This window comes from Streptomyces sp. NPDC001980 (assembly GCF_040296885.1).
In the GTDB taxonomy this organism is placed as follows: Bacteria; Actinomycetota; Actinomycetes; order Streptomycetales; family Streptomycetaceae; genus Streptomyces.
Genome location: NZ_JBEOYD010000004.1, coordinates 228,162 through 253,895 on the forward strand (window position 1 = coordinate 228,162; position 25,734 = coordinate 253,895).

Sequence of the window (25,734 nt, forward strand, 5' to 3'; positions counted from 1 at the left end):
CGAAAACGTACGTCGTGGTTGCTCGCCGTTGCGGCGGGAAAAATTGCCCCGAAGGTGAAGAACGCACATGACCCCCGCCACCCCCGAGCTGATCTCCCCCCGTTCCGCCCGTGTCGCCGCTGCCCGGCGGCTGGAGCGGCGGAACTTCCGGGGCAAGGAGCGGCTGTTTCTCGCCGAGGGGCCGCAGGCCGTGCGGGAGGCGGCCGGGCATCGGGGCGGTGACGTGCCCACGCTCGTCGAGCTGTTCGCGACCGTCGAGGCGGCCGAGCGGTACGCCGACATCGTGGGGGAGGCCAGGACGGCCGGCGCCCGGATCCACCTCGCCTCCGAGGACGTCATCGCCGACATCTCCACCACCGTGACGCCCCAGGGGCTCGTCGGGGTGTGCCGGTTCCTGGACACGCCGTTCGAGGAGATCCTCGCCGCCCGCCCCCGGCTGGTCGCCGTCCTCGCCAACGTCCGGGACCCCGGCAACGCCGGCACCGTGCTGCGGTGCGCCGACGCCGCCGGGGCGGAGGCGGTCGTCCTGACCGACGCGTCCGTGGACCTGTACAACCCGAAGGCGGTCCGGGCCTCCGTCGGCTCGCACTTCCACCTGCCCGTCGCCGTCGGCGTCCCCGTCGAGCAGGCCGTCGCCGGGCTGAAGGGCGTCGGCGTGCGGATCCTCGCCGCAGACGGGGCCGGGACCGACGACCTCGACGACGAGCTGGACAAGGGGACCATGGGCGGGCCCACGGCCTGGGTGTTCGGGAACGAGGCCTGGGGGCTCCCGGAGGAGACCCGCGCGCTGGCGGACGCCGTCGTGCGCGTCCCGATCCACGGGAAGGCCGAAAGCCTGAACCTCGCCACCGCCGCCGCCGTATGTCTCTACGCATCGGCCCGTGCACAGCGCGCCTCCGGAGGGTGCCGTTCCGTCACCGAGAGCTAGTAGGGTGACCAGCTCGGGGGCCTGCTGCGCCGTCTGAGAGGTGGAGTACGGGGTATGAGTGTCGGCACCAGCAACGCGCCGGGGGGCCGCGGCACCGGCCGCGTACCCGCGCCCCGGCACGGCGACCTCACCGGGCTCGGCATCGACCCCGACGAGCTGCCCGACGGCCTGGTGGTCGCCGACGAACAGGGTCTCGTCGTCTGCTTCAACGCCGCCGCCGCCCGCATCACCGCAACCGCACCCGCCGACGCCCTCGGACAGCGCCTGGAGAAGGCTCTCCCCTTAGAGGACCTGGAGGGGCGGCGCTGGTGGCAGCTCACCGACCCCTACGGCGGCCTCGCCATCCGGGTCGGCCAGCCCGAGCGGAACCTGCTGCTGCCCGGCGGACGGGAAGTGCTGGTGTCGGCCCGGTATGTGCGCGCCGAACCCACCGGGCCCGTCCGTCGCGTCGTCGTGTCGCTGCGGGACACCGAGGCCCGCCGCCGTACCGAACGCAGTCACGCCGAGCTGATCGCCACCGTCGCGCACGAGCTGCGGTCTCCGCTGACCTCCGTCAAGGGGTTCACGGCCACCCTGCTCGCCAAGTGGGAACGGTTCACCGACGACCAGAAACGGCTGATGCTGGAGACGGTCGACGCCGACGCCGACCGGGTCACCCGGCTCATCGCCGAGCTGCTGGACATCTCAAGGATTGACAGCGGACGCCTTGAAGTACGCCGGCAACCCGTCGACATAGGCGCGGCCGTCGGACGGCACATCCAGGCCTACGTCGCCGCCGGGCTGCCCGCCGACCGGTTCCTGCTCCGCGTCGAGCAGCCGCTGCCCGCGCTGTGGGCCGACCCCGACAAGGTCGACCAGGTCCTCAGCAACCTCATCGAAAATGCCGTGCGGCACGGCGAGGGAACCGTCACCATTGCCATCACGGCCACGGCGTCCCCGCGCGAAGGGGAGGACGCCGGTACGTCGGTCACGGTGAGCGACGAAGGGCCCGGCATCCCGGAGGAGTCCATGAACCGCGTCTTCACCCGCTTCTGGCGGGGCAGCAAGCGCGGCGGCACCGGCCTCGGGCTGTACATCGTCAAGGGCATCGTCGAGGCCCACGGCGGCACCATCACCGTCGGACGCGCCCCCGGCGGCGGCGCCGAGTTCCGATTTACGTTGCCCGTGAGCGCGCCGGCGTATCTCGCCTGACGGCCCACGGGCTCTTCGTATAGCTCCACCCCGTTAGACTCGGCCTTTGGCACCTTTGTGTCCTTCACACGGCCCAGCAACGGTCACGGGGACCATCCGCCTGGGGGCACCTCCCAGCGTTAGCTGGGGGACAATCGGAAGCACGGGAAGAGATGTCGGCACCGAATAAGTCGTACGACCCTGTCGAGGTCGAGGCGTTGAAACCGGAAGAGATCGAGCGCATGCGGGACGAGGCGCTCGCCGCCTTCGCCGCCGCGGACTCCCTCGACGCGCTCCAGGAGGCCAAGGTCGCCCACACCGGCGGCGCCTCCCCGCTGGCCCTCGCCAACCGCGAGATCGGCGCGCTGCCCCCGCACGCCAAGGCCGCCGCCGGCAAGCTGGTCGGCCAGGCCCGGGGCGCCGTGAACAAGGCCCTCGCGGGCCGGCAGGAGGAGCTGGAGGCCGAGCGCGACGCCCGGGTGCTGGTCGAGGAGGCGGTGGACGTCACGCTGCCCTACGACCGTGTCCCGGCCGGCGCCCGCCACCCGCTGACCACCCTGTCCGACCGCATCGAGGACATCTTCGTGGCCATGGGCTACGAGGTCGCCGAGGGCCCGCAGGTCGAGGCCGAGTGGTTCAACTTCGACGCCCTCAACATCGGCCCGGACCACCCGGCCCGCGGCGAGGCGGACACCTTCTTCGTGCAGGGCCCCGAGGGCGGCACGGAGTCCGGCGTGGTGCTGCGCACCCACACCTCCCCGGTCCAGATCCGCTCCCTGCTCGACCGCGAGCTGCCGGTGTACGTGATCTGCCCCGGCCGCGTGTACCGCACCGACGAGCTGGACGCCACGCACACCCCGGTCTTCCACCAGGTCGAGCTGCTCGCCGTGGACGAGGGCCTGACCATGTCGGACCTCAAGGGCACCCTGGACCACATGGTCCAGTCGCTGTTCGGCCCGGGCATGAAGACCCGGCTGCGGCCGAACTTCTTCCCCTTCACCGAGCCCAGCGCCGAGATGGACATGCTGTGCTACGTCTGCAAGGGCGAGTCCGTCGGCAACCCCGACCGCCCCTGCCGTACCTGCTCCTCCGAGGGCTGGATCGAGCTGGGCGGCTGCGGCATGGTCAACCCGCGGGTGCTCACCGCCTGCGGTGTCGACCCGGAGAAGTACAGCGGCTTCGCCTTCGGGTTCGGCATCGAGCGGATGCTGATGTTCCGCCACAACGTCGAGGACATGCGAGACATGGTCGAGGGTGACGTCCGGTTCACCCGGCCGTTCGGGATGGAGATCTGATGCGGGTCCCGCTTTCCTGGCTGCGGGAGTACGTCGACCTGCCGGCCACCGAGACCGGCCGCGACGTGCAGGCCAAGCTTATTTCGGGCGGTCTCGAGGTCGAGACGGTCGAGCAGCTCGGCGACGGCCTCAAGGGCCCCCTGGTCGTCGGCCGGGTGCTGACCATCGAGGAGCTGGAGGGCTTCAAGAAGCCGATCCGCTTCTGCACCGTCGACGTCGGCACCGCCAACGGCACCGGCGAGCCCCAGGAGATCGTCTGCGGCGCCCGCAACTTCGCCGTCGGCGACAAGGTCGTGGTCGTACTTCCGGGAGCCGTGCTGCCCGGTGACTTCGCCATCGCCGCGCGGAAGACGTACGGCAGGACCTCGCACGGCATGATCTGCTCCAGCGGCGAGCTGGGCATGGGCGACGACGGCAGCCACGGCATCATCGTGCTGCCGCCGGAGACCGAGGTCGGCAAGGACGCCATCGAGCTCCTGGAGCTGGTCGACGAGGTCCTGGACATCGCCGTCACCGCCAACCGCGGCGACTGCCTGTCCCTCCGCGGCGTGGCCCGCGAGGCCGCCATCGGCTACGGCCTGCCGCTGCGCGACCCGGCGCTGATCGACGTGCCGGGACCGAACGCCTTCGGCTACCCGGTCCAGGTCTCCGACCCGCTCGGCTGCGACCGCTTCACCGCGCGCACCGTCACCGGTCTGAGCCCCGAGGCCCGCTCCCCGATCTGGCTGCAGCGCCGCCTGCAGAAGGTCGGCATGCGCCCGATCTCCCTCGCGGTCGACGTCACCAACTACGTGATGATGGAGCTCGGCCAGCCGCTGCACGCCTACGACCGCAAGCTGGTCCAGGGCACCATCGGCGTCCGCCGCGCGGCCGAGGGCGAGAAGATCGTCACCCTCGACGGCACCGAGCGGAAGCTGCACGCCGAGGACCTGGTCATCACCGACGACCGCGGCCCGATCGGTCTCGCGGGCGTCATGGGCGGCGCCAACACCGAGATCGCCGACCACGATGCCGCCGAGAACGGGGCGAACGCCACGACCGACGTGGTCATCGAGGCGGCCCACTTCGACGCCGTCGCCATCGCGCGCACCGCCCGCCGGCACAAGCTGTCCTCGGAGGCCTCCCGCCGCTTCGAGCGCGGCGTCGACCCGCAGGCCGCGGCCGCCGCCGCGCAGCGCACGGTCGACCTGCTGGTGCTGCTCGCCGGCGGCACCGCCGAGGCCGGCGTCACCGAGGTCATCGCGCCGTCCGCGCCGCACACCATCACGGTCGCGGCGAACCACCCCGACAAGGTCGCGGGTGTCGAGTACGGCCGGGAGATCGTCGTCCGCCGCCTCCAGGAGGTCGGCTGCGACGTCTACGGGCAGGACGAGCTGATTGTCACCGTCCCGTCCTGGCGGCCCGACCTGCTCGAACAGAACGACCTGGCCGAAGAGGTCATCCGCCTGGAGGGCTACGAGAACCTGCCCTCCACGCTCCCCAAGCCGCCGTCCGGCCGGGGCCTGACCCACCGGCAGCGCCTGCACCGCCGGGTCGGCCGCGCGCTCGCCGGGGCCGGTTACGTCGAGGCGCCGAACTACCCGTTCGTCGGCGAGCAGGTCTTCGACCAGCTGGGCCTGGCCGCCGACGACCCGGCCCGCCGCGTCGTCCGGCTGACCAACCCGCTCAACGACGAGGAGCCCGCGCTCCGCACCTCGCTGCTGCCGGGCCTGCTCGGTGCGCTCCGGCGCAACGACGGGCGCGGCGCGCACGACCTGGCGCTGTTCGAGACCGGCCTGGTCTTCCTCCCGCGCGCGGAGCAGGGCATCGCCGGTCACCTGCCGGTCGACCGCCGCCCGACCGACGCGGAACTCGCCGCGCTCAACGCCGTGCTGCCCGAGCAGCCGCGCCATGTCGCCGTCGTCCTCGCGGGCGCCCGCGAGCAGGCCGGCTGGTGGGGCAAGGGCCGTCCGGCCGACTGGGCCGACGCGGTCGAGGCGGGGCGCGCGGTCGCGCGTGAGGCCGGGGCCGAGCTGATCGTGCGGTCCGGGCAGTACGGGCCGTGGCACCCCGGCCGGTGTGCCGAGCTGGTCGTCGTCGCCGACGGCGCGGAGCAGGTCGTGGGCCACGCCGGTGAGCTGCATCCGCGCGTGGTCAAGGCCCTCGGTCTGCCGGCCCGCACCTGCGCGATGGAGCTGAACCTGGACGCGCTGGAGCAGGTCGGCGACGGCACCCCGCAGGCGCCGGGCATCTCGACGTTCCCGGTGGCCACGCAGGATGTCGCCCTCGTGGTGGACAAGCCGGTGCCGGCCGCCGATGTCGAGGCCGCGTTGCGCGAGGGCGCGGGTGAGCTCCTCGAAGCGATCCGCCTGTTCGACGTCTACGTCAACGACGAGCAGCTGGGCGACGGGAAGAAGTCGCTGGCGTATGCGCTGAGGTTCCGGGCCGGTGACCGGACGCTGACGGTCGATGAGGCGTCGGCGGCCCGTGACGCTGCGGTTGCCCTGGCGGGGGAGCGTACGGGGGCGGTGCTGCGCGGCTAGGCGTCGTGGGGGCTGCGCGTTTCGGCCGGGTGCGGGTTTCGTCGTGGCTGATCGCGCAGTTCCTCCCCCAGCCTTCGGCCGGGGGTACCCCCAGCGCCCCTTCGGGGCGCTTGCCACCTGCATAAATGCGGGTGTCTCGTGGGTGGTCACTCATTTGGGTGAGATCCATCCGAGACATGGCCCTTTCGGGGCATGCCGTCGACAGAATCGGACCGGCCTTTCGGGGTCGGTCCGTCTGTTCTGTCAGGCGCCTACATGGGGGCCATTGGCATGATCCGCAGCAAAGCTGGAGTTCCCCGCAGCAGGCGGCCCCGGACGAATTCACGGCCCGGGCGCCGTGCTCTCGCCCTGGGGTTGCCCACGGTGTGGGGAGCCGTCGCGGTCGGCTACAAATTCGGATGCCCGCTGGCCGAGCAGACCGGGCTCGGCGCGCGGATCGTCACCAGCGCCGTGTTCTTCGCGGTCGGCACCGGGCTGATACTGCATGTCCGCCGGGCCCTGCTCCGGGAGTTGCGGCAGGCCCGCATGGTCGCCGGCGCCGCGCAGAGCGTGCTGCTACGGCCGCCGCCGCCCCGGCTCGCCGGGCTGAACGTCGCCGCCGCCCAGCTCTCCGCCGACCGGGGCGCGAGCATCGGCGGCGATCTCTACGAGGCCGTCGCCACCGAACACGGCGTACGGGTCGTGATGGGCGACGTACGCGGGCACGGACTGTCGGCGATCGGTACGGTTGCCGCGGTTCTCGGCAGCTTCCGCGAGGCCGCCCACGACGAACCCGAACTGGAGCGCGTGCTCGGCCGCCTGGACCGCGCCCTCGCCAGACACCTACGAGAACGAGCCAGGGCCGAGCATCCGTCCAGCGGCCAGGATCCGGACGGCCCGGTGGCCGAGGAGTTCGTCACCGTGCTGTTGCTGGAGATCGCGGGAGACGGCGGGCTTCGGGCGATCAACTGCGGTCACCCATGGCCGTACGTGCTGAGCGGTGCGCGAGTGGAGCCCCTGTCACTGGCCGATCCACTACCGCCCCTCGGGCCTTTCCCGCTGCCGACGGACCTGACCGCCACCGACTGCGGCCAGTTGCTCGACGGCGAGTCGCTCGTCCTCTACACGGACGGCGCGGAGGACGCGAGAAGCCCGAAGGGCCACTTCTTCTCCCTGCCGGAAGCGCTCAGGGAAGCGGTACGAGACCGCCCGGTCTCCCCCCAGACCATCCTTCGCACGGTCTTCACCGCTCTCCTCCACCACACCAACGGCCGCCCGACCGACGACATCGCACTGCTGGTACTTCACAACGAACGCCAGCACCAACGCCCTTACTTGGGGGCGCGGGGCGAGGACATCAGCGGCTCCGCCGCGCGGGCGCGAGCAACCACCACGCACCCGCAGCCGACAACGCAAGGCTAGCCCCCGAACGTCGGCCGAGCCAGCGGCCAGGCCACCGCACTGTACGAGGGGGAGCCGGCGGCCCGGCCGGCCTCTTGCGAGGCAGTTCAGTCAACCGGCCCGACACGCTCCGCGACAGTGCGCGCACGCTACGGATTCGCGCACTTCGTTCACACCCCGTGTGAACGCACCCGCACTACGCTGACGGCACCAGGCCACTCGGGGGGCATCCATGCAGCCCAACTCTCTGCTCGACGCGATCCTGGACGAGGCGGGGATCTCGCACGCCGGTCTCGCCGCCCACGTCAACCAGGCGGGCCGGGCCCGTGGACTCACGCTGCGCTACGAACACACCGCCGTCGCCCGGTGGTTGAAGGGCCAGCGGCCGCGCGGCCAGGTGCCCGACCTGATCTGCGAGGTGCTCGCGGCCCGGCTGCACCGGCCGGTCACCCTCGACGACATCGGCCTCGGCGTACCCGGCGAGCCCAGCGTCCCGCACGCCACCTCGCTCTCCGGCTTCGTCGAACGGGCCACCGCCCTGTGGCGCTCCGACGAACAGCAGCGCCCGCACATACTCGGCGCCCCCGCCGTCACCGGCACGCCCGCCGTGATGCCGGTGTGGGAGTGGGAGAACCCCCCGGAGGACGTCGACGTCTCGCGGGGCGGGCGGCACCGGGTCACCCCGGCCGACCTGGAGATGCTGCGCGCGGCCCGGGCGCACTACGAGCAGATGTACCGCAAGGCCGGCGGCATGGCCACCCGCACCCGGATCGTCGGCTTCCTCAACGCCGAGGCGGCGCCGTTGCTGCGCGGCAGCTACACCGATGCCACGGGCCGTCAACTGCACCGCGCCACCGGGGGACTGGTGGCGATCGCCGGAATCTGCGCCTACGACTCCGACGCCCACGGCCTCGCCCAGCGCTACTTCCACCAGGCGCTGCGCCTGTCGAAGGCCAGCGGCGACCGGGGACTTGGCGCGTACGTCATCGCGCTCCTCGTCAACCAGGCGCTGTTCATGCGGGAGTTCCGACAGGCCGTCGCCTTCGCGGAGGCCGCCCTGCGCACCGCGGGCAAGCACATCACCCCCGCCCTCGCCTCCGACCTCTACGCGATGCAGGCCAAGGCGTACGCCCACCTCGGCGACGGCACGAGCGCGCTGTCCTGCATCCGGCGGGCCGAGTCGGCCGCCGAACGCATCCGGCGGGGCCACGAGCCCGACGAGACCGGCTATGTCCAGCCCGGCCTGGTCAACGTGCAGGTGGCCGAGGCGCTGCTCAGCCTCGGTGAACTCGCCGCGGCCCGGGAGCATGCCGCGGCCGCCGTCGACAACCCCGCCCACGACCGGGGGCGGGTGCACCGGCTCGCCATGCTGAGCACCATCGAACTGCGCCAGGGAAACGCCGAGAACGCGGTGGCCACGGCCGTGCAGATGGCCGAGCAGGCCCGCGGAATGGAGTCGCAGCGCCTGCGCGACAGACTCCGCGCGGTACGCGAGCACCTGGTGCGCAGCGGCGGTGCCGGAACCGCCGAGGCCGCCGAGCTGATCGACGGCGCACTGCGCGTACCGCTCTAGGCGCGGTAGGCCTTCGAAGCCGCTGCTGCGATATTGCCACTTACTCGGCGGAAGGTGGCAGAACCGTGCAGTGGACGAAACAGAACGAACAAACTGTGTATGAAAACCGCTGGTTCAGCGTGAATCTCGCTGATGTAGAGCTGCCGGACGGCCGGCACCTCGACCACTTCCTGATACGGCTGCGGCCGGTGGCCGTGGCGACGGTGGTCAACGAGGCGGGCGAGGTCCTCCTCCTGTGGCGCCACCGTTTCATCACCGACAGCTGGGGCTGGGAACTCGCGGCGGGAGTCGTCGAGGACGGCGAGGACATCGCCGTCGCGGCCGCCAGGGAACTGGAGGAGGAGACCGGCTGGCGGCCGGGAACCCTGCACCATCTGATGACCGTGGAGCCGTCCAACGGCCTCACCGACGCCCGGCACCACATCTACTGGTCCGACGAGGGCGAGTACGTCGGACACCCCGTGGACGACTTCGAATCGGACCGCCGGGAGTGGGTCCCCCTCAAGCTCGTCCCGGACATGATCGCCCGCGGGGAGGTTCCGGCCGCCAACATGGCGGCCGCGTTACTCCTGCTGCACCACATGAGGCTCGCCGACGACTAGAGCGGGGCTAGTGGGCCAGCGCCTGCCAGACCGTGACGACGAGGGCGCCCAGTGCGGTGAGCGCGGCGAGGGAGGGCAGGGGCCAGCGGGCGTGTTCCAGCGAGGCCAGGCGGGTGTTGAGCTCGTCCAGTTCCTTGGCGGTCTCCTTGGTGCGGTGGCTGAGCAGGTTCAGCCCTCCCTCGACCTGGGCGTAGGCCACATCGAGGCGACGACGTAACTCTGCGAGTTCTCCTTGGACCACGGGATGCTCCGGTTCGGTGGCCACGGGTCCGCTCCTTTGTGTGATCGAGGGTGTAGTTCCGCATCCCTTTGCATGCGCATGAAGAGTGAACTCGCCTGGTGAGCGCGTGGGGAGAGTGTGCGAAGGGCATATGCGTGCCCGGGACGCACACGGAGTGTGAAACACACGGGCCCGGCACCGAAGCAGGTGCCGGGCCCGTGGAGCATCGCTCCCTGTAGTCGGCCGGGTGCAACAGCCGGGCGTGGTCAGCCGTACGTGTAGAAGCCCGAGCCGGTCTTCCGGCCGAGGCGGCCCGCCTCGACCATGCGCTGGAGCAGCGGGGGAGCGGCGTACAGCGGCTCCTTGTACTCGGCGTACATGCTGTTCGCGATGGAGACGATGGTGTCCAGGCCGATCAGGTCGGACAGCTTCAGCGGGCCCATCGGGTGGGCGCAGCCCATCTCCATGCCGTTGTCGATGTCCTCGCGGCTCGCGATGCCGGACTCGAACATCCGGATGGACGAGAGCAGGTACGGCACCAGCAGCGCGTTGACCACGAAGCCGGAACGGTCCTGGGCGCGGATCGCGTGCTTGCCGAGCGTCTTCTCGGCGAAGACCTGGGCGCGGCTGATGGTCCCCTCGGACGTGGTGAGCGCCGGGATCAGCTCGACCAGCTTCTGCACCGGGGCCGGGTTGAAGAAGTGGATGCCGATGACGTGGTCGGGCCGCGAGGTGGCGACGGCCAGCTTCACCAGCGGGATCGAGGAGGTGTTGGAGGCCAGGATCGCGTCCGGGCGGGTCACCACCTGGTCGAGCACCTGGAAGATCTCCGTCTTCACCTGCTCGTTCTCGACGACGGCCTCGATCACCAGGTCACGGTCGGCGAACTCGCCGAGGTCCGTGGTGAAGCTGAGCCGGGCGAGCGTGGCGTCCCGCTCCTCCTCGCTGATCTTGCCGCGCTCGGCGGCCTTGGCCAGGGAGGTGTGCAGCCGGGTGCGGCCGATCTCCAGGGCCTCGCCGGTGGTCTCGGCGACCCGCACGTCCAGACCGGCGCGGGCGGCGACCTCGGCGATGCCCGCTCCCATCTGGCCGCAGCCCACGACTCCGACCTTCTCGATGTCGGTCACATCGTCCCCTTCGCTGATCTACGGGCGGCCGGCAGGACTTCCGGATCCGGCGCCTGCTCCGTTCGAGCACGTTACCCGTAAGTATCGATGATCGATCGTCCGGGTGCGGGCATCCTGTGCCGCGGAGGCGATCCGTGACCGCGCGGATCCGGAGAGTGAGAGGGGCTTGCGATGGCACGAATGTCTCGCAGGGCGTTCGCGTTGGCGGCCCTGTCCGTGCTGGCGTCGGCGGCACCGGGCGCGGCCGCGCCGTCGGAGCGGCGGCCCCGCCGGGCGGTCACCGAGATGCGCGGCATGTGGCTGGCGACCGTCTCCAACCGTGACTGGCCCTCCCGTACCGGACTGTCGGCGTCCGCCCAGCGCAAGGAGCTGACCGCCCTTCTCGACAAGGCGGTCGACCACCGGCTCAACGCCGTGATGTTCCAGGTACGGCCCACCGCCGACGCGTTCTGGCCCTCGCCCTACGAGCCCTGGTCGCAGTACCTCACCGGCACCCAGGGCAAGGACCCCGGCTGGGACCCGCTGGGCACCGCCGTCAAGGAGGCGCACGCCCGGGGCCTGCAACTGCACGCCTGGTTCAACCCGTACCGGATCGCCAACCACACCGACCCGGGCAAGCTGGTCGCCTCCCATCCGGCCCGCAAACACCCGGACTGGGTGGTGCGGTACGGCGGCAAGCTCTACTACAACCCGGGCATCCCGGCCGTCCGCACCTTCGTGGAGCAGGCGATCCTCGACGCGGTCGCCAAGTACCCGGTGGACGCGGTCCACTTCGACGACTACTTCTACCCGTACCCGGTGGCCGGCCAGACCTTCGACGACGACGACGCGTACGACACCCACGGCGGCGACTTCTCGTCCCGGGCGGCCTGGCGGCGGGACAACACCGACAAGCTGGTCACCGGGATCGCCGCCGGGGTGAAGAAGCTGCGGCCCGGCACCCGGTTCGGGATCAGCCCGTTCGCGGTGTGGCGCAACGCCGCCACCGACTCCCGTGGCTCCGACACCAAGGCGGGCGTCGAGACGTACGACGACCTGTACGCGGACACCCGGAAATGGGTGCAGAAGAACTGGATCGACTACATCGTGCCGCAGGCCTACTGGCAGATCGGCAACACCGCCGCCGACTACGCCAAGGTGGTCGACTGGTGGGCGGGCGTGGCCAAGGGGTCCGGGACGCGGCTGTACATCGGCGAGGCGCTCTACCAGGCGGGGGCCGCCGGCGCCGCCTCGGCCTGGCAGGACCCGGCCGAGCTGTCCCGGCATCTCACCCTGGCCGGCCGGTATGCGCAGGTCGGTGGGCACGTGTACTTCGCGGCCAAGGACGTGGCCGCCGATCGGATCGGGGCACTGTCCCGGGTGGTCGCCGACCACTACAAGCAGCCGGCGACCCCACCGAGCTGACCTGCGGGCATTCGCCCGCAGCTAGTGCTGTTCGTGGATCTCCCGGTGCCTGACCTGGCAGTCGGGACCGGGGGACATGATGGCCTCGTGGCCGTCCTCGAAGCGGACCCGGTAGGGCGGGTTGCCCTCGGGGCCGAGTACCTGGACGATCTCCGAGACCTGGTCGTGCTGTCCGACCACCCTGCCGTGCTGGACAAGCTGGTCGCCCTCGGATGCACGCATCTCCAGGGCCTCCTCACGATCGCGATCGTTGGGTGACGGCGATGCACACGAGCACGGCGGCGGCCGTGAGTGGAGCGGCCGCGGTGAGGTGCTCGCCCAGCAGCAGCACCGACCACACCAGTGTGAGCAGCGGCTGGGCCAACTGCAACTGGCTGGCCTTCGGAATGCCGACGGCCGCCATCCCCCGGTACCAGACCACCAGGCCGAGGAACTGCGAGCCCGCCGCCACCCACAGCACACCGGCCACCCCGTGCGCGTTCCAGACGACCGGCTCGTACGACAGCGCGACCACGGCGGCCGGCACGGTCAGCGGCAGGCAGCCCACGAGCGCCCAGCCGATGACCTGCCAGCCCGGCATGATCCGGGCCAGCCGGCCGCCCTCGGTGTAACCGGCCGCGCACACCACAAGGGCCGCGAACAGGTAGCCGTCGGCGGCCGTGAGCTCCCCGCCGCTCTGGGCGACCGTGAACGCCAGCACGGCCGCCGCGCCCGCCAGGGCCGCCGCCCAGAAGGTGCGGGACGGGCGGATGCCCGTGCGCAGGGCCGAGAAGAGGGCGGTGGTGAGCGGGAGCAGGCCCACCACGACGGCCGCGTGCGAGGTGGTGGAGGTCTCCAGGGCGAGCGTGGTCAGCATCGGGAAGCCGAGCACGACCCCGGCCGCGACGACCGCCAGCCCCGCCCAGTGCCGGCGCTCGGGCAGCCGTACCCGCAGGAAGAGCAGGCAACTGCCCGCCATGGCCGCCGCCAGCACGCTCCGCACCGCCACCAGCGCCCAGGGCCCGAAGCCCTCCAGGCCCCAGGCCGTGGCCGGGAAGGTGAGGGAGAAGGCGACGACACCGAGCGCGGCCTGCAGGGTGCCGAGCCGCGGGGAGGGATGGGCGGCCGGGGGAGGGGCCGGGTGCGGGGCCGGGGCGTCGGCCGGGGGAGTGCCGACCGCTATCGAAGTCGGATCGGTAGCGCTACTCTGGGCTTTCATGCAAGAGCGTAGCAGTGTGGCAGAACTGACGGAACAGCTGCGACGGGACCTTGACCGCTACTCATCGGGTGGAAAGCTCCCGTCGAGCCGGGCCCTCGTCGAGCGGTTCCGGGTGAGCCCGGTGACCGTCTCCCGGGCGCTGGCTCAGCTGGTCGCGGAGGGCCTGGTCGTCACCCGGCCCGGCGCCGGCGCCTTCAAGGCCCCGCCGCGCAGCACGGCCGAGCCCGTCGGGGACACCTCCTGGCAGGAAGTGGCGCTCAGTGCCGACGGCGCCCTCGACGTGGTCCCGCGCACCGTCGACGCGTCCGGGGTCACGGTGTGCCTGGCCGCCCCGCCGCCCGGCGTGCTGGAACTCAGCGGCGGCTACCTGCACGCCTCCCTGGAGCCCGAGCGCGCGATGGCGGCGGCTCTGGCGCGGGCCGGCCGCCGCCCCGGCGCCTGGGGCCGGCCGCCGCTCGACGGACTGCCGGAGCTGCGCGAGTGGTTCGCCCGCGACATCGGCGGCACCGTCACCGCCGCCGAGGTGCTGATCGCGGCCGGCGGCCAGTCCGCCCTGGCCACCGCCCTGCGCGCGCTCGCCCCGCCCGGTGCCCCGGTCCTGGTCGAGTCGCCCACCTACCCCGGCATGCTCGCCATCGCCCGTGCCGCCGGCCTGCGCCCGGTCCCGGTCCCGGTCGACCCCGACGGGGTGCGGCCCGCCCTCCTCGCCGACGCCTTCCGGGCCACCGGCGCCCGGGTGTTCGTCTGCCAGCCCCTCTTCCAGAACCCGACCGGTGCCGTCCTGGCCCCCGACCGCCGCGCCGAGGTGCTGCGCATCGCCCGCGCTGCCGGCGCGTTCGTGATCGAGGACGACTACGTGCGACGGCTGGTGCACGCCGACGCGGGCCCGCTGCCCCGCCCGCTGGCGGCCGACGACCCCGACGGAGTCGTCGTCCACGTCGGCTCGCTCACCAAGGCCACCTCGCCGAGCTTCCGGGTGGCCGCCCTGGCCGCACGCGGCCCGGTCCTGGAACGGTTGCGCGCCATCCAGATCGTCGACACCTTCTTCGTCCCGCGCCCGCTCCAGGAGGCCGCCCTCGAACTGGTCGGCTCCCCGGCCTGGCCCCGCCACCTGCGCCATCTCGCGGCCGAGCTGAAGATCCGCCGTGACACCCTCACCGGCGCCCTCGCCCACCAGCTCCCCGAACTCGTCCTCCCGCACATCCCCTCCGGCGGCTACCACCTCTGGCCGCGCCTGCCCGACGGCATCGACGACGCCACCCTGACCGCGGCCGCCCTCCGGGCAGGGGTCGCCATCACCCCCGGCCGCCCGTACTTCAGCGCCGAGGCCCCGGCCGCCCACGTCCGCCTGAGCTTCGCCGCGGTCGCGGGGACGGGGGAGATCCTGGAGGGAGTACGACGGCTGCGGGCCGCGTGCGACGAGGTGCTGCGGACCGGACCCTGAAATCCGATCGACGCCGGCGCGCCCGACCGGCGAGGATCCCCGCATGAGTGACGCACCCGGCCTCCCCGAGGGCTACGAGTTCTCCGCCGACACCGACCGCGTGGACGTCGAGCGCGTCCACCGCTGGCTGTCCACCGACGCCTACTGGGCGACCGGCCGCCCGCTGGACCAGCACGAGCGCGCGATGGCGGGCTCGCTCAACTTCGGGGTCTACGACACCGTCACCGGGGAGCAGGTGGCGTACGCGCGCGTGGTGACCGACCAGGCGCTGTTCGCCTGGCTGTGCGACGTCTACGTCGACCCCTCGGTGCGCGGCAAGGGCGTCGGCACGGCGATGGTCGGCGCGGTCCGCGAGCACCTGCGGCCGAACGGCGTGCGACGCGTGCTCCTGGCCACCCACGACGCCCACGGGGTCTACGAGAAGCTCGGATTTGCCCCGCTCGAACACCCGGACCAGTGGATGGCGCTCTACTACACGTCGCCCGAGTGACATTCCGGCCGACTTGTCGGACTCCTCCTGACCTCTGAGTAACATTTCCTCCACGTCCGACAACTCACAGCCCAATCGCCCTTGACCTGCGCACATGCGCGTCACACCATCGCCGCATGCCACTTCGGGTCACGTTCGTCGCGGCCGCGCGCAGCTCACCGCTGCTCGCGGAGCGCTTCCAGGACGACCGCCCGCTGGACCAGGCGGGCTGGGAAGAGGTGCAGCGCGTCGCCGGTGAGCTGATGCCTCTCGCGGCGGCCGAGCTGCGCTACTGCTCGCCGACTCCGCGCAGCCGCGCGACCGGCGAGGCCCTGGGCTATGCCCCGCTGGTCCAGCTCGCCCTGCGCGACTGCGACATGGGCCGCTGGCGCGGGCTGACGCTGGGCGAGGCGATGGCCAGGGAGCCGGACCAGGTGGACGCCTGGCTCTCCGACCCACGCGGCAACCCGCACGGCGGCGAGTCGCTGCTGGCGTTCATCACCCGGGTCGGCGGCTGGCTCGACACCCGCCCCGTGGACGACGGCGACCGTATCGTCGCGGTCGCCGAGCCCTCGGTGATCCGGGCCGCCCTCGTCTATGCCCTCAAGGCCCCGCCCTCGACCTACTGGAACATCGACGTCCGCCCGCTCTCGACGACCACGGTGACGGGCCGGGGCGGCCGCTGGAACCTGCGCTTCGACACGGCGTCGGCTCAGACGTCCCGTGCGTAGGCGCTCCGCTGGGAGGGCCGACTTGGGGCGTCGGTCGGGTGCGGCGCCGTTGTGGCTGGTCGCGCCCACGCGGCGGTAGCCGCACGTTCGATTCGGCCCAGCGCCCCTTTGGGGCGCTCCTCGCGCACGTAGTCGGTCGTCAGCACCAGGTCCTTCGCCGGGCCACCCACGCGCCACACCGTGCGCCAGTGGTCGGTGTCCTGGACGGTGAACTCGCCGCGGTAGAGGTCGGCCGAGCAGGGGTGGTCGGCGACGTACCGGCCCGACGCCAGGTCCAGGTCGTGGAAGGGGCGGTCGTCGGCGAAGCGCACGTCCGCCGTGCCGGGGCGTGGGCCGGGCAGGAAGCGCAGGGTGCGTTCGGCCGGCCGGGCCACGCCCTGCCAGGTGAAGGTGCCCGACTCCTCGTGCAGCAGGCCGCCGCCGTCCAGGGGCCGGAACACCGTGGCCCCCTCGAAGTGGCCCTCGGCCCCGCTCGCCAGGTCCCGCACGGTCCGGTCCACCCGCCACCGTCCGGCCAGATGGGCCAGTACGTCCGTCACCGGCCAGAACTCGCCCACGGTCGTCCCTTCGTCGGCCCACAACCCTACGCCGCGCCGGCCCGCGGTCGAGGCACGGAACCCCCGCCCCATTGACGCGCTCATGACCCTCTCCCTATCTTGCCGTTCGAAGTACTGATCGTTGTCCGATATTTCGAATGACATGAATGACGTAATCCTCCTCACGAGCCGCGGAGTATCCATGTCACGCACCACGCGCACCCGGCTGAGACTCGGCCTGGGGGCAAGCGCTTTCCTGCTCGCCGCCGGTCTTCTCCCGGCCCCCGCCCACGCCGAGGACACCACCGACTACGCCATCACCGTCGACCCGGCCGCCCAGGGTGCCGAGATCGACAAGACGATGTACGGCGTCTTCTTCGAGGACATCAACCGCGCCGCCGACGGCGGGCTGTACGCGGAGCTGGTCCAGAACCGGTCCTTCGAGTACACGACCGACGACAACAAGTCGTACACCCCGCTCACCGCGTGGACGGTCACCGGCACCGCGAAGGTCGTGGACGACGACGGCCGGCTGAACACCCGTAACCGCGACTACCTGTCCCTGTCCGCCGGTTCGGCCGTGACCAACTCCGGCTACAACACCGGCATCCGCGTCGAGGACGGCAAGAAGTACGACTTCTCGGTGTGGGCCCGCGCCGACAGCGGCACGGCCCTCACCGTCGGCCTCTCGGACTCCGGCGGCCCGCTCGCCACCGCCCGCCGGGTGGCCGTGAAGAAGCACGGCTGGGCCCAGTACAGGGCGACCTTCACCGCCACCCGCACCAGCTCCGCCGGCCGCCTCACCGTGACCTCGGCGGATGCCGCCGCCCTCGACATGGTCTCCCTCTTCCCGCGCGACACCTACAAGCACGAGCCCAACGGCCTGCGCAAGGACCTCGCCGAGAAGATCGCCGCCCTGCACCCGGGCTTCGTCCGCTTCCCCGGTGGCTGCCTGGTCAACACCGGCTCGATGCAGGACTACAGCGAGGCCTCCGGCTTCCAGCGCAAGCGGTCGTACCAGTGGAAGGACACCGTCGGCCCGGTCGAGACCCGCGCCACCAACGCGAACTTCTGGGGCTACAACCAGAGTTACGGCCTCGGCTACTACGAGTACTTCCGATTCGCGGAGGACATCGGCGCCATGCCGCTGCCCGTGGTACCCGCGCTGGTGACCGGCTGCGGCCAGAACCAGGCCGTCGACGACGACGCGCTGCTCGAGCGGCACGTCCAGGACACCCTCGACCTCATCGAGTTCGCCAACGGGCCGGTGACCTCGAAGTGGGGCAAGCTGCGCGCCCGGATGGGCCACCCCAAGCCCTTCCACCTCACCCACATCGAGGTCGGCAACGAGGAGAACCTGCCCCAGCAGTTCTTCGCCCGCTTCACCCGGTTCCGGACCGCCGTCCAGGCGAAGTACCCCTCCATGCAGGTCATCTCCAACTCCGGCCCGGACGACTCCGGCACGACCTTCGACACGGCCTGGCAGCTCAACAAGGACGCCAAGGTCGACATGGTCGACGAGCACTACTACAACAGCCCGCGGTGGTTCCTGCAGAACAACGACCGCTACGACTCCTACGACCGGAGCGGGCCGAAGGTCTTCGTCGGCGAGTACGCCTCCGGCGGCAACGCCTTCAAGAACGGGCTCGCCGAGGCCGCCTACATGACCGGCCTCGAACGCAACGCGGACGTCGTGAAACTGGCCTCCTACGCCCCGCTGTTCGCCAACGAGGACTATGTCCAGTGGAGCCCGGACATGGTCTGGTTCAACAACCACGCCTCCTGGGGCTCGGCGAACTACGAGGTCCAGAAGCTGTTCATGAACAACGTCGGTGACCGGGTGGTCCCGAGCACGGCCACCACCACGCCGGACGTCAGCGGCCCCATCACCGGCGCCGTCGGCCTGTCCACCTGGAACACCAGCGCCGCCTACGACGACGTCAAGGTCACGGACGCCGACGGGAACACGCTGCTCACCGACGACTTCTCCGGTGACGCGTCGCAGTGGACGCACACGGGCGGTGGCAGCTGGGCAGTCCAGGACGGGCAGTACGTCGAGACCTCCGACACCGCCGAGAACACCATGGTCTCCGCCGGAGACACCGGCTGGCACGACTACGACCTGCACGTGAAGGCCGTCAAGAAGTCCGGCAGGGAGGGCTTCCTGGTCGCCTTCGGGGTCAAGGACACCGGCACCTACTACTGGTGGAACATCGGCGGCTGGAACAACACCCAGACCGCCGTCGAGCAGGCCGTCGACGGCGGCAAGTCGACGCTGATCGCCAAGCCGGGGTCGGTCGACACCGGCCGTGCCTACGACGTCGACATCAAGGTGCGGGGCCGGCAGGTGACCCTGTACCTCGACGGGCAGGAGTGGGGCAGCTTCACCGACGACAAGCCGGCCGAGCCGTTCCGGCAGGTCGTCACCGAGGACCGGAAGACCGGCGACCTGATCGTCAAGGTCGTCAACGCCCAGTCGGCGGCGGCCCGTACGGCCGTCGACCTCGGCGGCGCCAAGGTCGCGAAGAAGGCCGAGGTGACCACGCTCGCGGCGGCGCCCGACGCGGTGAACACCGAGACGTCCACCGCGGTCGCCCCGGTCACGTCCACCTTCACCGGGGTCGCCGACAGGTTCACGTACACCTTCCCGGCGAACTCGGTCACCTTCCTGCGGATCAGGCAGAAGTAGCGTCCGGCGCGGGCTGCTGCCCGACCGGCAGCAGCCCGCGCTCCGCGAAGACCTTCTTGGCGACGAAGGTCGCGTTGAGCGCCTTGGGGAAGCCGCAGTACCCGGCCGCGTGCATCAGGGCCTCGACTATCTGCTCCGGGGTGAGGCCCACGTTGAGGGCCGCGTTGACGTGCACCTCCAGCTGGGGCTCGCAGCCGCCCAGCGCGGTGAGCATGCCCAGGGTCACCAACTGGCGGTCACGCGGCGCGAGTTCGGGCCGGGCGTAGATCTCGCCGAAACCCCAGGAGACGATCTGGTGGCCCAGTTCGGGGCTGATGTCGGCGAGCGAGTCGATGACCCGCTGCCCGGCCTCGCCGTCGACCTTCCGCAGGACCTCCAGACCACGGGCGAAACGCTCTTCACGGGTGGTGCTGTCGCTCATGTCAGCTCTTCCGTTCTCCTCGGGAGCGGCTGTCCGCCGGTCATGGCGAGAACGCTAGGAGTTGGAGTGTGCTCCAGGTCAAGCCGGCGCCAGGTCACCCCAGGGCGCGCAGTGCGGCGACCCGTTCGGCCAGGTAGCCCCGGGTCCAGCCGGCATGGTCCCCGTCGTAGCCGCGCGGGCCGCACTCCACGACGAGGATCAGGCCCAGGTAGAGGCCGTACAGCGCGAGGCGATGGCGCAGGGCGGGGGAGAAGTCGAGGTGGCCGCCCGCCGCCCGGTACCCGGCCACCAGGTCGCTGTCCGGACCGATGTCCCCGCCGAACTCCAGGGAGACCAGTTCGGCGGCCGGGTCGCCCCAGAAGGCCCGTTCGTGGTCGATGAGGCCGGTGATCCGGGGCGCGTCCGCCCGGTCGTCGACGAAGATGTTGCCCGGCCAGAGGTCGAAGTGGACGAGCCTGGGCTCGGTTACCTGGTCGAGCACCGGGCCGCCCTCGGCCACCAGGGTCCGTATCCCGGCGGCGGGCACCCCGAGGTCGGCGCCCCAGTGGGCCGCGTCCGCCAGCAGGGCGTCCACCATGGCCGTGAAGGCGGTGCGCCAGTCGGGGGCGGAGAGCTCCGCCTCGGGCGCCGGATAGCCGAACCGGCCGTCCTCGGAGGTCAGGGTGTGCAGCCGGGCGGTGATCGCGCCCAGCTCGCGGCGCAGCGCCGAGGCGGTGGTCGCTGCGAGGTGCTCGGCGGCCTTGTCCCAGGGGGTGCCCGGCAGCACGGAGACGGCGAGGAAGTCGTCGCCCCGGTACAGCAGTTCGGGGGTCGGCACCGCCCCGGCGGCCAGATCGGGCAGGTCGGCCAGGCGCCGGTAGACCAGGGCCTCGGTCGCCATGATCCCGCGCTCGTAGCGGAGCACGGGAGCGTCGGGGGGCGGCGCGAGCTTCACGACGGCCGCGCGGCCGTCGTCGAACCGCACCCGGTAGGCGGTGTTGAACCAGCCGTCGGTCAGCTCCTCCTCCAGCCGGCATCCGACGCCCGTCGCCTCGCGGAGGAGGATGTCGAGTCCGGCGGCGGACAACCGGCGCTTGGTCAGGCTCTGCATGCGGCGACTCGCTCTCGTCCGGCGGTGCGGTGCGGGCGTGTGGTGCGGTGCGTGCGGGTGGGCGCGTGCGGTTGGGTGCGTGCGGTGGGTGCGCGGCGCAGTGTGTGGGAGCGCTCCCGAAGATACGGGATCCGGTCAGCCGTGATCCCTGCTTCGGATGACCTCCGCGGCCTCGCGGAGTTCGCCGAGAACGGTTCGCACCGCCCTGCGGGCCGTGCGTTCGGGGCGGTGGAGCGCGTCGATGTGGCGGTGCGCCTCGATGCCGGCGAGGGGTCTGAGGGTGACGCCGGGGTGCGGGCGGGACGTCCAGCGGGGCATCAGGGCGACTCCGCCGCCCGCGGCGACCACCTCGGCGACCACGGCGATCTCGTTGACGCGGTGCACGATGTCGACTCGGCGCCCGGCCGCCGCCGCGACGGCCTCGACCGTGGCCAGCAGCGGGAAGCCGTCGTGCACGGTGATCCAGGGCTGGTCGGCGACGTCGTGCGCGGTCAGGGCGGGCCGGGCGGCCAGGGGATGGCCGACGGGCAGGGCGATGTCGAGCGGTTCGCGCAGCAGCGGGGTGGCCGTGGCGGTCCGGGGCCAGGGCGGGGCGTGGTCCAGGCGGTGGGCCAGGACCAGGTCGTAGGTGCGGGTCAGGGGCGGGAAGTCGGCCTGGGCCACGTCCTCGTCGTGGAGGGTGAGCCGGGGGGATCCCGGCCCGCTCAGCCGTCGTAGCAGCAGGGGGAAGAACGCGGCGGCCCCACTGTGGAAGGCCGCCAGCGACACCGTGCCGTCGGGTTCGTCGACGTACGCGTCGATGGTGTGGCGGGCCCGGGCCAGTGCCGTCTCCACGCCGATCGCCGCGTCCGCCAGGGCCTGCCCGGCCGGTGTGAGGACCAGCCGGCGGCCGGCCCGCTCGGTCAGCGGCACCGGGATCGAGCGCTGGAGCAGCCGCAGTTGCTGCGAGATGGCCGAGGGCGTCACCCGCAGCGCCTCGGCGGCGGCCGTGACGCTGCCCAGTTCGCCCAGCTCCCGCAGGACCCGCAGCTGCCGTTCGTCCACGGCGTGAGTGTAGCTCTGCTAAAGGGTTGTTTGAGAAGGTCGTCGTTTACTTCAACATGCAGGTCGTGGATCGTGAACGGCATGCCGACCACCCGCCGTATCGACGTGGTGCTCCTGGCTGTCGCCGTCGTCTGGGGCTCCAGCTACCTGACGGCGAAGACCGCCACGGACGCCCTCCCCGTCCCGACCGTTCTCTTCGTGCGGTACGCCGTCGCCGCGCTCGCGTGCGCTGCCGTGCTGCGCCGGTTCGGCGGCACCGCCGGTGGCACCATCAGTGGCCCCACCGGCGGCTTCACCGGTGGCCTCACCCGGGACGAGAAGGTCTACGGCGGTCTGCTCGGTCTCACCCAGGCCGCGGTCCTCGTTCTGGAGACGTACGGCGTCGCCCACACCAGCGCCGGGAACGCGGGCCTGATCATCAGCCTCACCCTCGTCCTCACCCCGGTCCTGGACCGGGTCGCCCTGCCGGGACGGTTCTTCCTCGCCGCCGGGGTGTGCCTGGCGGGTGTCGGACTGCTCGTCTCCGGCAACGGGCTGCGTGCCCCCGGAGCCGGTGACCTGCTGATGCTCGCGGCCGCCGTGGTCCGCGCCGGTCATGTGGTGCTGGTCGGCCGGGTGACCGCGGGCCGGGCCCTGCGCCCGCTGCACCTGACCGCCGTACAGTGCGCCGTCGGCGCCGTCCTGTTCCTGCTGCCCGCGGCCCCCGGGCTGCCGGCGCTGGCCCGGACCGGCGCCGTCACCTGGGCGCAGCTCCTCTACCTGGCCCTCTTCTGCGGCCTGTTCGCCTTCCTCGCCCAGACCTGGGCGGTCCAGCGCACCTCCGCGACCCGGGCCGGGCTCCTGCTGGGCACCGAACCGGTGTGGGCCCTGCTGGTCGGCACCGCCCTCGGCGGCGAGCGGCTCACCGGCCTCTCCGTCCTCGGAGCCGCTCTCGTCGTCACGGGGACGTACTGGGGTCAAGCCGTCGAACGCGCACATCGTGGACCCTCCGCGGCGGCGACTCGCGACGCGGCCCCGCACGGTGCCGCTACAGGCGTCACACAGGGGAGTTAACCTGAGAAACACTTTCAGGAAAGCTTTTGTTCGCTTTGAAGTCATGAATTCTTTCCCGTAGCGCACACGGATTCGGAATTCGACTTATTACTTCACAGGCGTGGCACAACCATCAGGAACCTCTACCCGTCTAAGTCGGCGAAACACCGACCTGCGGGGAGCGACGACCCCGTTTTTTATCTGGGGGCCGTACAGAATGAATCGCACCGTCCTGGCCGGGCGTGAACAGGGGGCGAAACCGGCGGGGGGCCGAGCGGAACGGGAAACCGGCACCGTGAAATGGCGGCGCGCTCATCCGAGAGCGGCCGCCGCGCTGCTCGCGGCACTTCTCACCACCGTGGCGTTCTGTGCCGCCGACGTGATCGCCCGCAGCTACCCGTTCGGGCCCCGTACCCGCAGCGTCAACGACCTCGGCAACCAGTACGTGCCCTTCCACGCCCACCTCTGGGACCTGCTGCACGGCAGGGCCGACGGCGGCCTCCTCGTGAACTGGCAGTCCGGCTACGGCTCCAGCTTCCTGCCAGACCTCGGTACCTACCTCAGCAGTCCGTTCGCGGTCCTTGTCGCGGTCTTCCCGCGCGACGAGATCGACCTCGCGGTGTACGCGATCACCGTGCTGAAGACGGCGGTCGCCGGTGCCGCCATGGCCTGGCTGCTGCTGAGCCTGCGCCGCGGCCGCTGGTGGGCGGCCGGCGTCCTGGGCGCCTCCTACGCCCTGTGCGGCTGGAGCCTCGCCCTCGCCTCGTACAACCCGATGTGGCTCGACGGCCTGATCGCCCTCCCGCTGTTCTGCCTGATCGGCGAGTGGGCGATGACCGGCCGGCGCCCGCTGCTCAGCGTGCTGATCGTGGCGCTCGCCTGGATCGCCAACTTCTACACCGCCTACATGGCCACCCTCGGCGCCGCCCTGGTGCTGCTGCTCCGGCTGGTGCTCGCCGAGCTGCCGTGGCGGCGCGCCCTCGCGGTGGTGGGCCGGGCCGGGGTGACCGTCGGGCTGGGCATCGGCCTGGCCGCGCCGCTGGTGATCGTCGTGTACTCCGGCACCAAGCACGCCTACCCGGGCCGCGAGGGCCACTTCGCCCCGGTCGGCACCGAGGACCTGCTCGCCCGCCTGCTGCCGACGACCTACAGCTACAGCTCCCCGGCCCTCTACGTCGGCATCACCGCGCTGGTGCTCGCCCTCGCCCTGCCCTTCCACCGGAAGGTCCCGGTCCGGGTGCGGGCCGGCTGGACGGTCCTGGTGCTCGCGGTCGCCCTCTCCCTCCAGTGGGCGCCGACCAGCCTGGCCTGGCACGCCTTCGCCGCCCCGAACGGCAGCTCCTACCGGCAGGCCTTCGTGCTCTGCGCCCTGCTGGTCATCGCCGCTTGGCATGCACTGGCCTACGGGCTTCCGGACCTGCGGGCACTCGGCGCGGCCGCCGTGCTGCTGGTCCTGATCGCCGCCGCCGCGAGCCGCAGCACCCTCACCCAGCAGCACAGCCACCACACCTGGCCGGTGGTGCTGCTCGCGGTCGCGGGCGCGCTCGGCGGGCTCGCGCTGCTCAGCCTGCGGCACGGCAGGCCGGTGCTGGCCGGGCTGGCCGTGGCGCTGCTGATCGGCGCGCAGTTCGGCGAGGCCGCCGCCACCTCGGCCGTGGCCACCCGGATGCGGCTCGGCCAGATGGACGACTACGCCCCCTGGGGCGACCGCCAGCAGCAGGAGGCGGACGCGGTCGCGAGCGCCGACGCCTGGCCCGCGTACCGCACCGAACCCGGCCGCGACCAGACCGTCGCCAACGACCCCATGATGGTGGGCGGACAGGGCTCCCAGTACTACAGCAGCCTCACCGCCGACGTCCTCAGCCGTACCCTCACCGCGCTCGGCGACGGCTGGACCTCGCGCGGCCGCAGCCTGCAGAGCCTCGACAACCCCGTCACCGACGCGGTCTTCTCGGTGGGCGCCCGGGTGCACAACCCGCCGGACCCGCACCAGAAGTGGCTGCCCCAGGGCGGCGGCCCGTCCACCGTCACCCGCGAGGACGTCCCGCCGCTGGTGACCGTACGGCCCGCCGCCGCGCACTCCACCCCGGCCGCCTTCGGCCCGTCCCCCTACCGCAATCAGGAACTCCTGCTCGGCGCCCGCGTCTACACGCTGCCCCGCACCACCCTCAGCGGTGTGCGCAAGGGCGACGCGGCGCGGGGCCTGCTGGTCGACGGAGTGCAGACGATCACCGCCCAGTGCCGGCCCGGGAGTTCCGTCTTCCTCTGGGCACCGCACTACTCCGGCACCGCCCAACTCGCCAGCGGCGGCGAGCAGAAGCTGTTCCGGTCCGACGCCGAGAACACGAAGATCGCCGCGATGCAGCCGCTCGGCACGGTACGCGCCGCGGGACAGGTCCGGATCGACCTGAAGCCCAACCGGCTCAGCCGCGTCCCGGCACAGGGCGCGGTCGGCTGCCTCGACACCGCGCGGCTGCGCACCGCCGTACAGCACCTGAAGTCCACCGGCGCGACCAAGGTGACCGTCTCCGACGGCACCCTGCACGCCCAACTGCCCGCCGGTAGCTCGGGAACCGCCGTGGTGGCCGCCCCGCGGATCGCCGGCTGGCGCTGTTCCGCGGGCGGCGACGAGGTCGCGGCGGGCGAGTTCTACGGCCTGATCGCCGTCCCGCTCGGCGCCTCCGCCACCAGCCTCACCTGCACCTTCCACCCGCCCGGCCTGCGCCTGGGCACCGCCGTCGGCGGCGCCTCGCTGCTGACTCTGATCCTCATCGGCACCGTCTCGGCCGTACGCCGCAGAACCGCCACCCGCTCCGGCGAGCGCACGACCACCGCTCACTGACCCGTCCCCAGGGGGAA

Annotated in this window: 21 protein-coding genes and 1 pseudogene; 14 read left to right on the plus strand and 8 right to left on the minus strand. The window is 71.9% G+C overall.

The genetic code is table 11. The features are described 5' to 3' along the window. Positions 1-67: 67 nt before the first annotated feature. The 7 genes from ABT137_RS07870 to ABT137_RS07900 all read left to right on the plus strand — a co-directional run bounded on the left by ABT137_RS07870 (position 68) and on the right by ABT137_RS07900 (position 9,470). Positions 68-928, plus strand: coding sequence for a TrmH family RNA methyltransferase (locus tag ABT137_RS07870; RefSeq protein WP_351704174.1), 861 nt, complete (start codon positions 68-70; stop codon positions 926-928). Positions 929-982: 54 nt separating this feature from the next. After that, on the plus strand, positions 983-2,119 hold the full coding sequence (locus ABT137_RS07875; RefSeq protein ID WP_351704177.1) for a sensor histidine kinase: 1,137 nt from the start codon (positions 983-985) through the stop codon (positions 2,117-2,119). Positions 2,120-2,271: 152 nt separating this feature from the next. Beyond that, complete coding sequence (gene pheS, locus ABT137_RS07880) at positions 2,272-3,393, plus strand: phenylalanine--tRNA ligase subunit alpha (protein ID WP_351704180.1); 1,122 nt, start codon at positions 2,272-2,274, stop codon at positions 3,391-3,393. Then, positions 3,393-5,915, plus strand: a complete 2,523-nt coding sequence (gene pheT / locus ABT137_RS07885) for a phenylalanine--tRNA ligase subunit beta (protein WP_351704183.1) — start codon at positions 3,393-3,395, stop codon at positions 5,913-5,915. The genes pheS and pheT overlap by 1 nt, the downstream gene beginning before the upstream one ends. 270 nt (positions 5,916-6,185) lie before the next feature. Further along, positions 6,186-7,316 carry a PP2C family protein-serine/threonine phosphatase gene (locus ABT137_RS07890; protein ID WP_351704186.1) on the plus strand — a complete coding sequence of 377 codons (1,131 nt, stop codon included), beginning with the start codon at positions 6,186-6,188 and terminating at the stop codon, positions 7,314-7,316. Between the two features lie 211 nt (positions 7,317-7,527). Further along, positions 7,528-8,868, plus strand: a complete 1,341-nt coding sequence (locus ABT137_RS07895) for an NsdA family TPR-like regulatory protein (protein WP_351704189.1) — start codon at positions 7,528-7,530, stop codon at positions 8,866-8,868. A 65-nt stretch (positions 8,869-8,933) separates the two neighbouring features. Further along, a complete protein-coding gene (locus tag ABT137_RS07900) occupies positions 8,934-9,470 on the plus strand; it encodes an NUDIX hydrolase (protein WP_351704192.1) in 537 nt (178 codons plus the stop codon). Between the two features lie 7 nt (positions 9,471-9,477). Here the strand turns inward: ABT137_RS07900 and ABT137_RS07905 are convergent, their stop codons facing one another. Together ABT137_RS07905 and ABT137_RS07910 are read right to left on the minus strand one after the other, a co-directional pair. Further along, positions 9,478-9,735, minus strand: coding sequence for a hypothetical protein (locus ABT137_RS07905; RefSeq protein ID WP_351704194.1), 258 nt, complete (start codon positions 9,733-9,735; stop codon positions 9,478-9,480). A gap of 221 nt (positions 9,736-9,956) precedes the next feature. Continuing rightward, positions 9,957-10,817, minus strand: a complete 861-nt coding sequence (locus ABT137_RS07910) for a 3-hydroxybutyryl-CoA dehydrogenase (protein ID WP_351704197.1) — start codon at positions 10,815-10,817, stop codon at positions 9,957-9,959. 171 nt (positions 10,818-10,988) lie between these two features. On the opposite strand from ABT137_RS07910, the gene ABT137_RS07915 reads away from it, so the two are divergent. After that, positions 10,989-12,221, plus strand: a complete 1,233-nt coding sequence (locus tag ABT137_RS07915; protein ID WP_351704200.1) for a glycoside hydrolase family 10-like protein — start codon at positions 10,989-10,991, stop codon at positions 12,219-12,221. A gap of 21 nt (positions 12,222-12,242) precedes the next feature. On the opposite strand, the gene ABT137_RS07920 is transcribed toward ABT137_RS07915, so the two are convergent. Together ABT137_RS07920 and ABT137_RS07925 are read right to left on the minus strand one after the other, a co-directional pair. Beyond that, positions 12,243-12,443, minus strand: a complete 201-nt coding sequence (locus tag ABT137_RS07920; protein ID WP_351704203.1) for a DUF1918 domain-containing protein — start codon at positions 12,441-12,443, stop codon at positions 12,243-12,245. A gap of 13 nt (positions 12,444-12,456) precedes the next feature. After that, positions 12,457-13,419 carry a DMT family transporter gene (locus tag ABT137_RS07925; protein WP_351704206.1) on the minus strand — a complete coding sequence of 321 codons (963 nt, stop codon included), beginning with the start codon at positions 13,417-13,419 and terminating at the stop codon, positions 12,457-12,459. Between ABT137_RS07925 and ABT137_RS07930 the strand changes: the two genes are divergently transcribed. The 3 genes from ABT137_RS07930 to ABT137_RS07940 all read left to right on the plus strand — a co-directional run bounded on the left by ABT137_RS07930 (position 13,418) and on the right by ABT137_RS07940 (position 16,063). After that, the gene (locus ABT137_RS07930) at positions 13,418-14,863 is read left to right on the plus strand and encodes an aminotransferase-like domain-containing protein (RefSeq protein ID WP_351704209.1); all 1,446 of its coding nucleotides are present in this window, start codon (positions 13,418-13,420) and stop codon (positions 14,861-14,863) included. The two genes, ABT137_RS07925 and ABT137_RS07930, sit on opposite strands and share 2 nt — an antisense overlap. 43 nt (positions 14,864-14,906) lie before the next feature. Then, positions 14,907-15,353 (plus strand): GNAT family N-acetyltransferase, encoded by a 447-nt coding sequence (locus ABT137_RS07935; RefSeq protein ID WP_351704211.1) that lies wholly within the window; start codon positions 14,907-14,909, stop codon positions 15,351-15,353. 116 nt (positions 15,354-15,469) lie between these two features. Next, positions 15,470-16,063, plus strand: a complete 594-nt coding sequence (locus ABT137_RS07940; protein ID WP_351704214.1) for a histidine phosphatase family protein — start codon at positions 15,470-15,472, stop codon at positions 16,061-16,063. Between the two features lie 119 nt (positions 16,064-16,182). Here ABT137_RS07940 and ABT137_RS07945 read toward each other — a convergent pair. Continuing rightward, positions 16,183-16,620, minus strand: a pseudogene (locus ABT137_RS07945) (DUF6314 family protein); the annotation flags it as partial. Positions 16,621-16,801: 181 nt separating this feature from the next. Between ABT137_RS07945 and ABT137_RS07950 the strand changes: the two are divergent. After that, the gene (locus tag ABT137_RS07950) at positions 16,802-19,288 is read left to right on the plus strand and encodes an alpha-L-arabinofuranosidase family protein (RefSeq protein WP_351704217.1); all 2,487 of its coding nucleotides are present in this window, start codon (positions 16,802-16,804) and stop codon (positions 19,286-19,288) included. Here ABT137_RS07950 and ABT137_RS07955 read toward each other — a convergent pair. The 3 genes from ABT137_RS07955 to ABT137_RS07965 form a co-directional block, all read right to left on the minus strand. Then, positions 19,275-19,709, minus strand: coding sequence for a carboxymuconolactone decarboxylase family protein (locus tag ABT137_RS07955; protein WP_351704220.1), 435 nt, complete (start codon positions 19,707-19,709; stop codon positions 19,275-19,277). The two genes, ABT137_RS07950 and ABT137_RS07955, sit on opposite strands and share 14 nt — an antisense overlap. A 94-nt stretch (positions 19,710-19,803) precedes the next feature. Then, a complete protein-coding gene (locus tag ABT137_RS07960) occupies positions 19,804-20,799 on the minus strand; it encodes a phosphotransferase family protein (protein WP_351704223.1) in 996 nt (331 codons plus the stop codon). A gap of 135 nt (positions 20,800-20,934) precedes the next feature. Next, positions 20,935-21,843: a LysR family transcriptional regulator gene (locus ABT137_RS07965; protein WP_351704226.1), complete on the minus strand. Its 909-nt coding sequence runs from the start codon at positions 21,841-21,843 to the stop codon at positions 20,935-20,937. A gap of 81 nt (positions 21,844-21,924) precedes the next feature. Between ABT137_RS07965 and ABT137_RS07970 the strand changes: the two genes are divergently transcribed. Continuing rightward, positions 21,925-22,896: a DMT family transporter gene (locus ABT137_RS07970; RefSeq protein WP_351704229.1), complete on the plus strand. Its 972-nt coding sequence runs from the start codon at positions 21,925-21,927 to the stop codon at positions 22,894-22,896. A gap of 196 nt (positions 22,897-23,092) precedes the next feature. Next, a complete protein-coding gene (locus ABT137_RS07975; RefSeq protein ID WP_502984488.1) occupies positions 23,093-25,717 on the plus strand; it encodes a YfhO family protein in 2,625 nt (874 codons plus the stop codon). Positions 25,718-25,734: the final 17 nt, after the last annotated feature.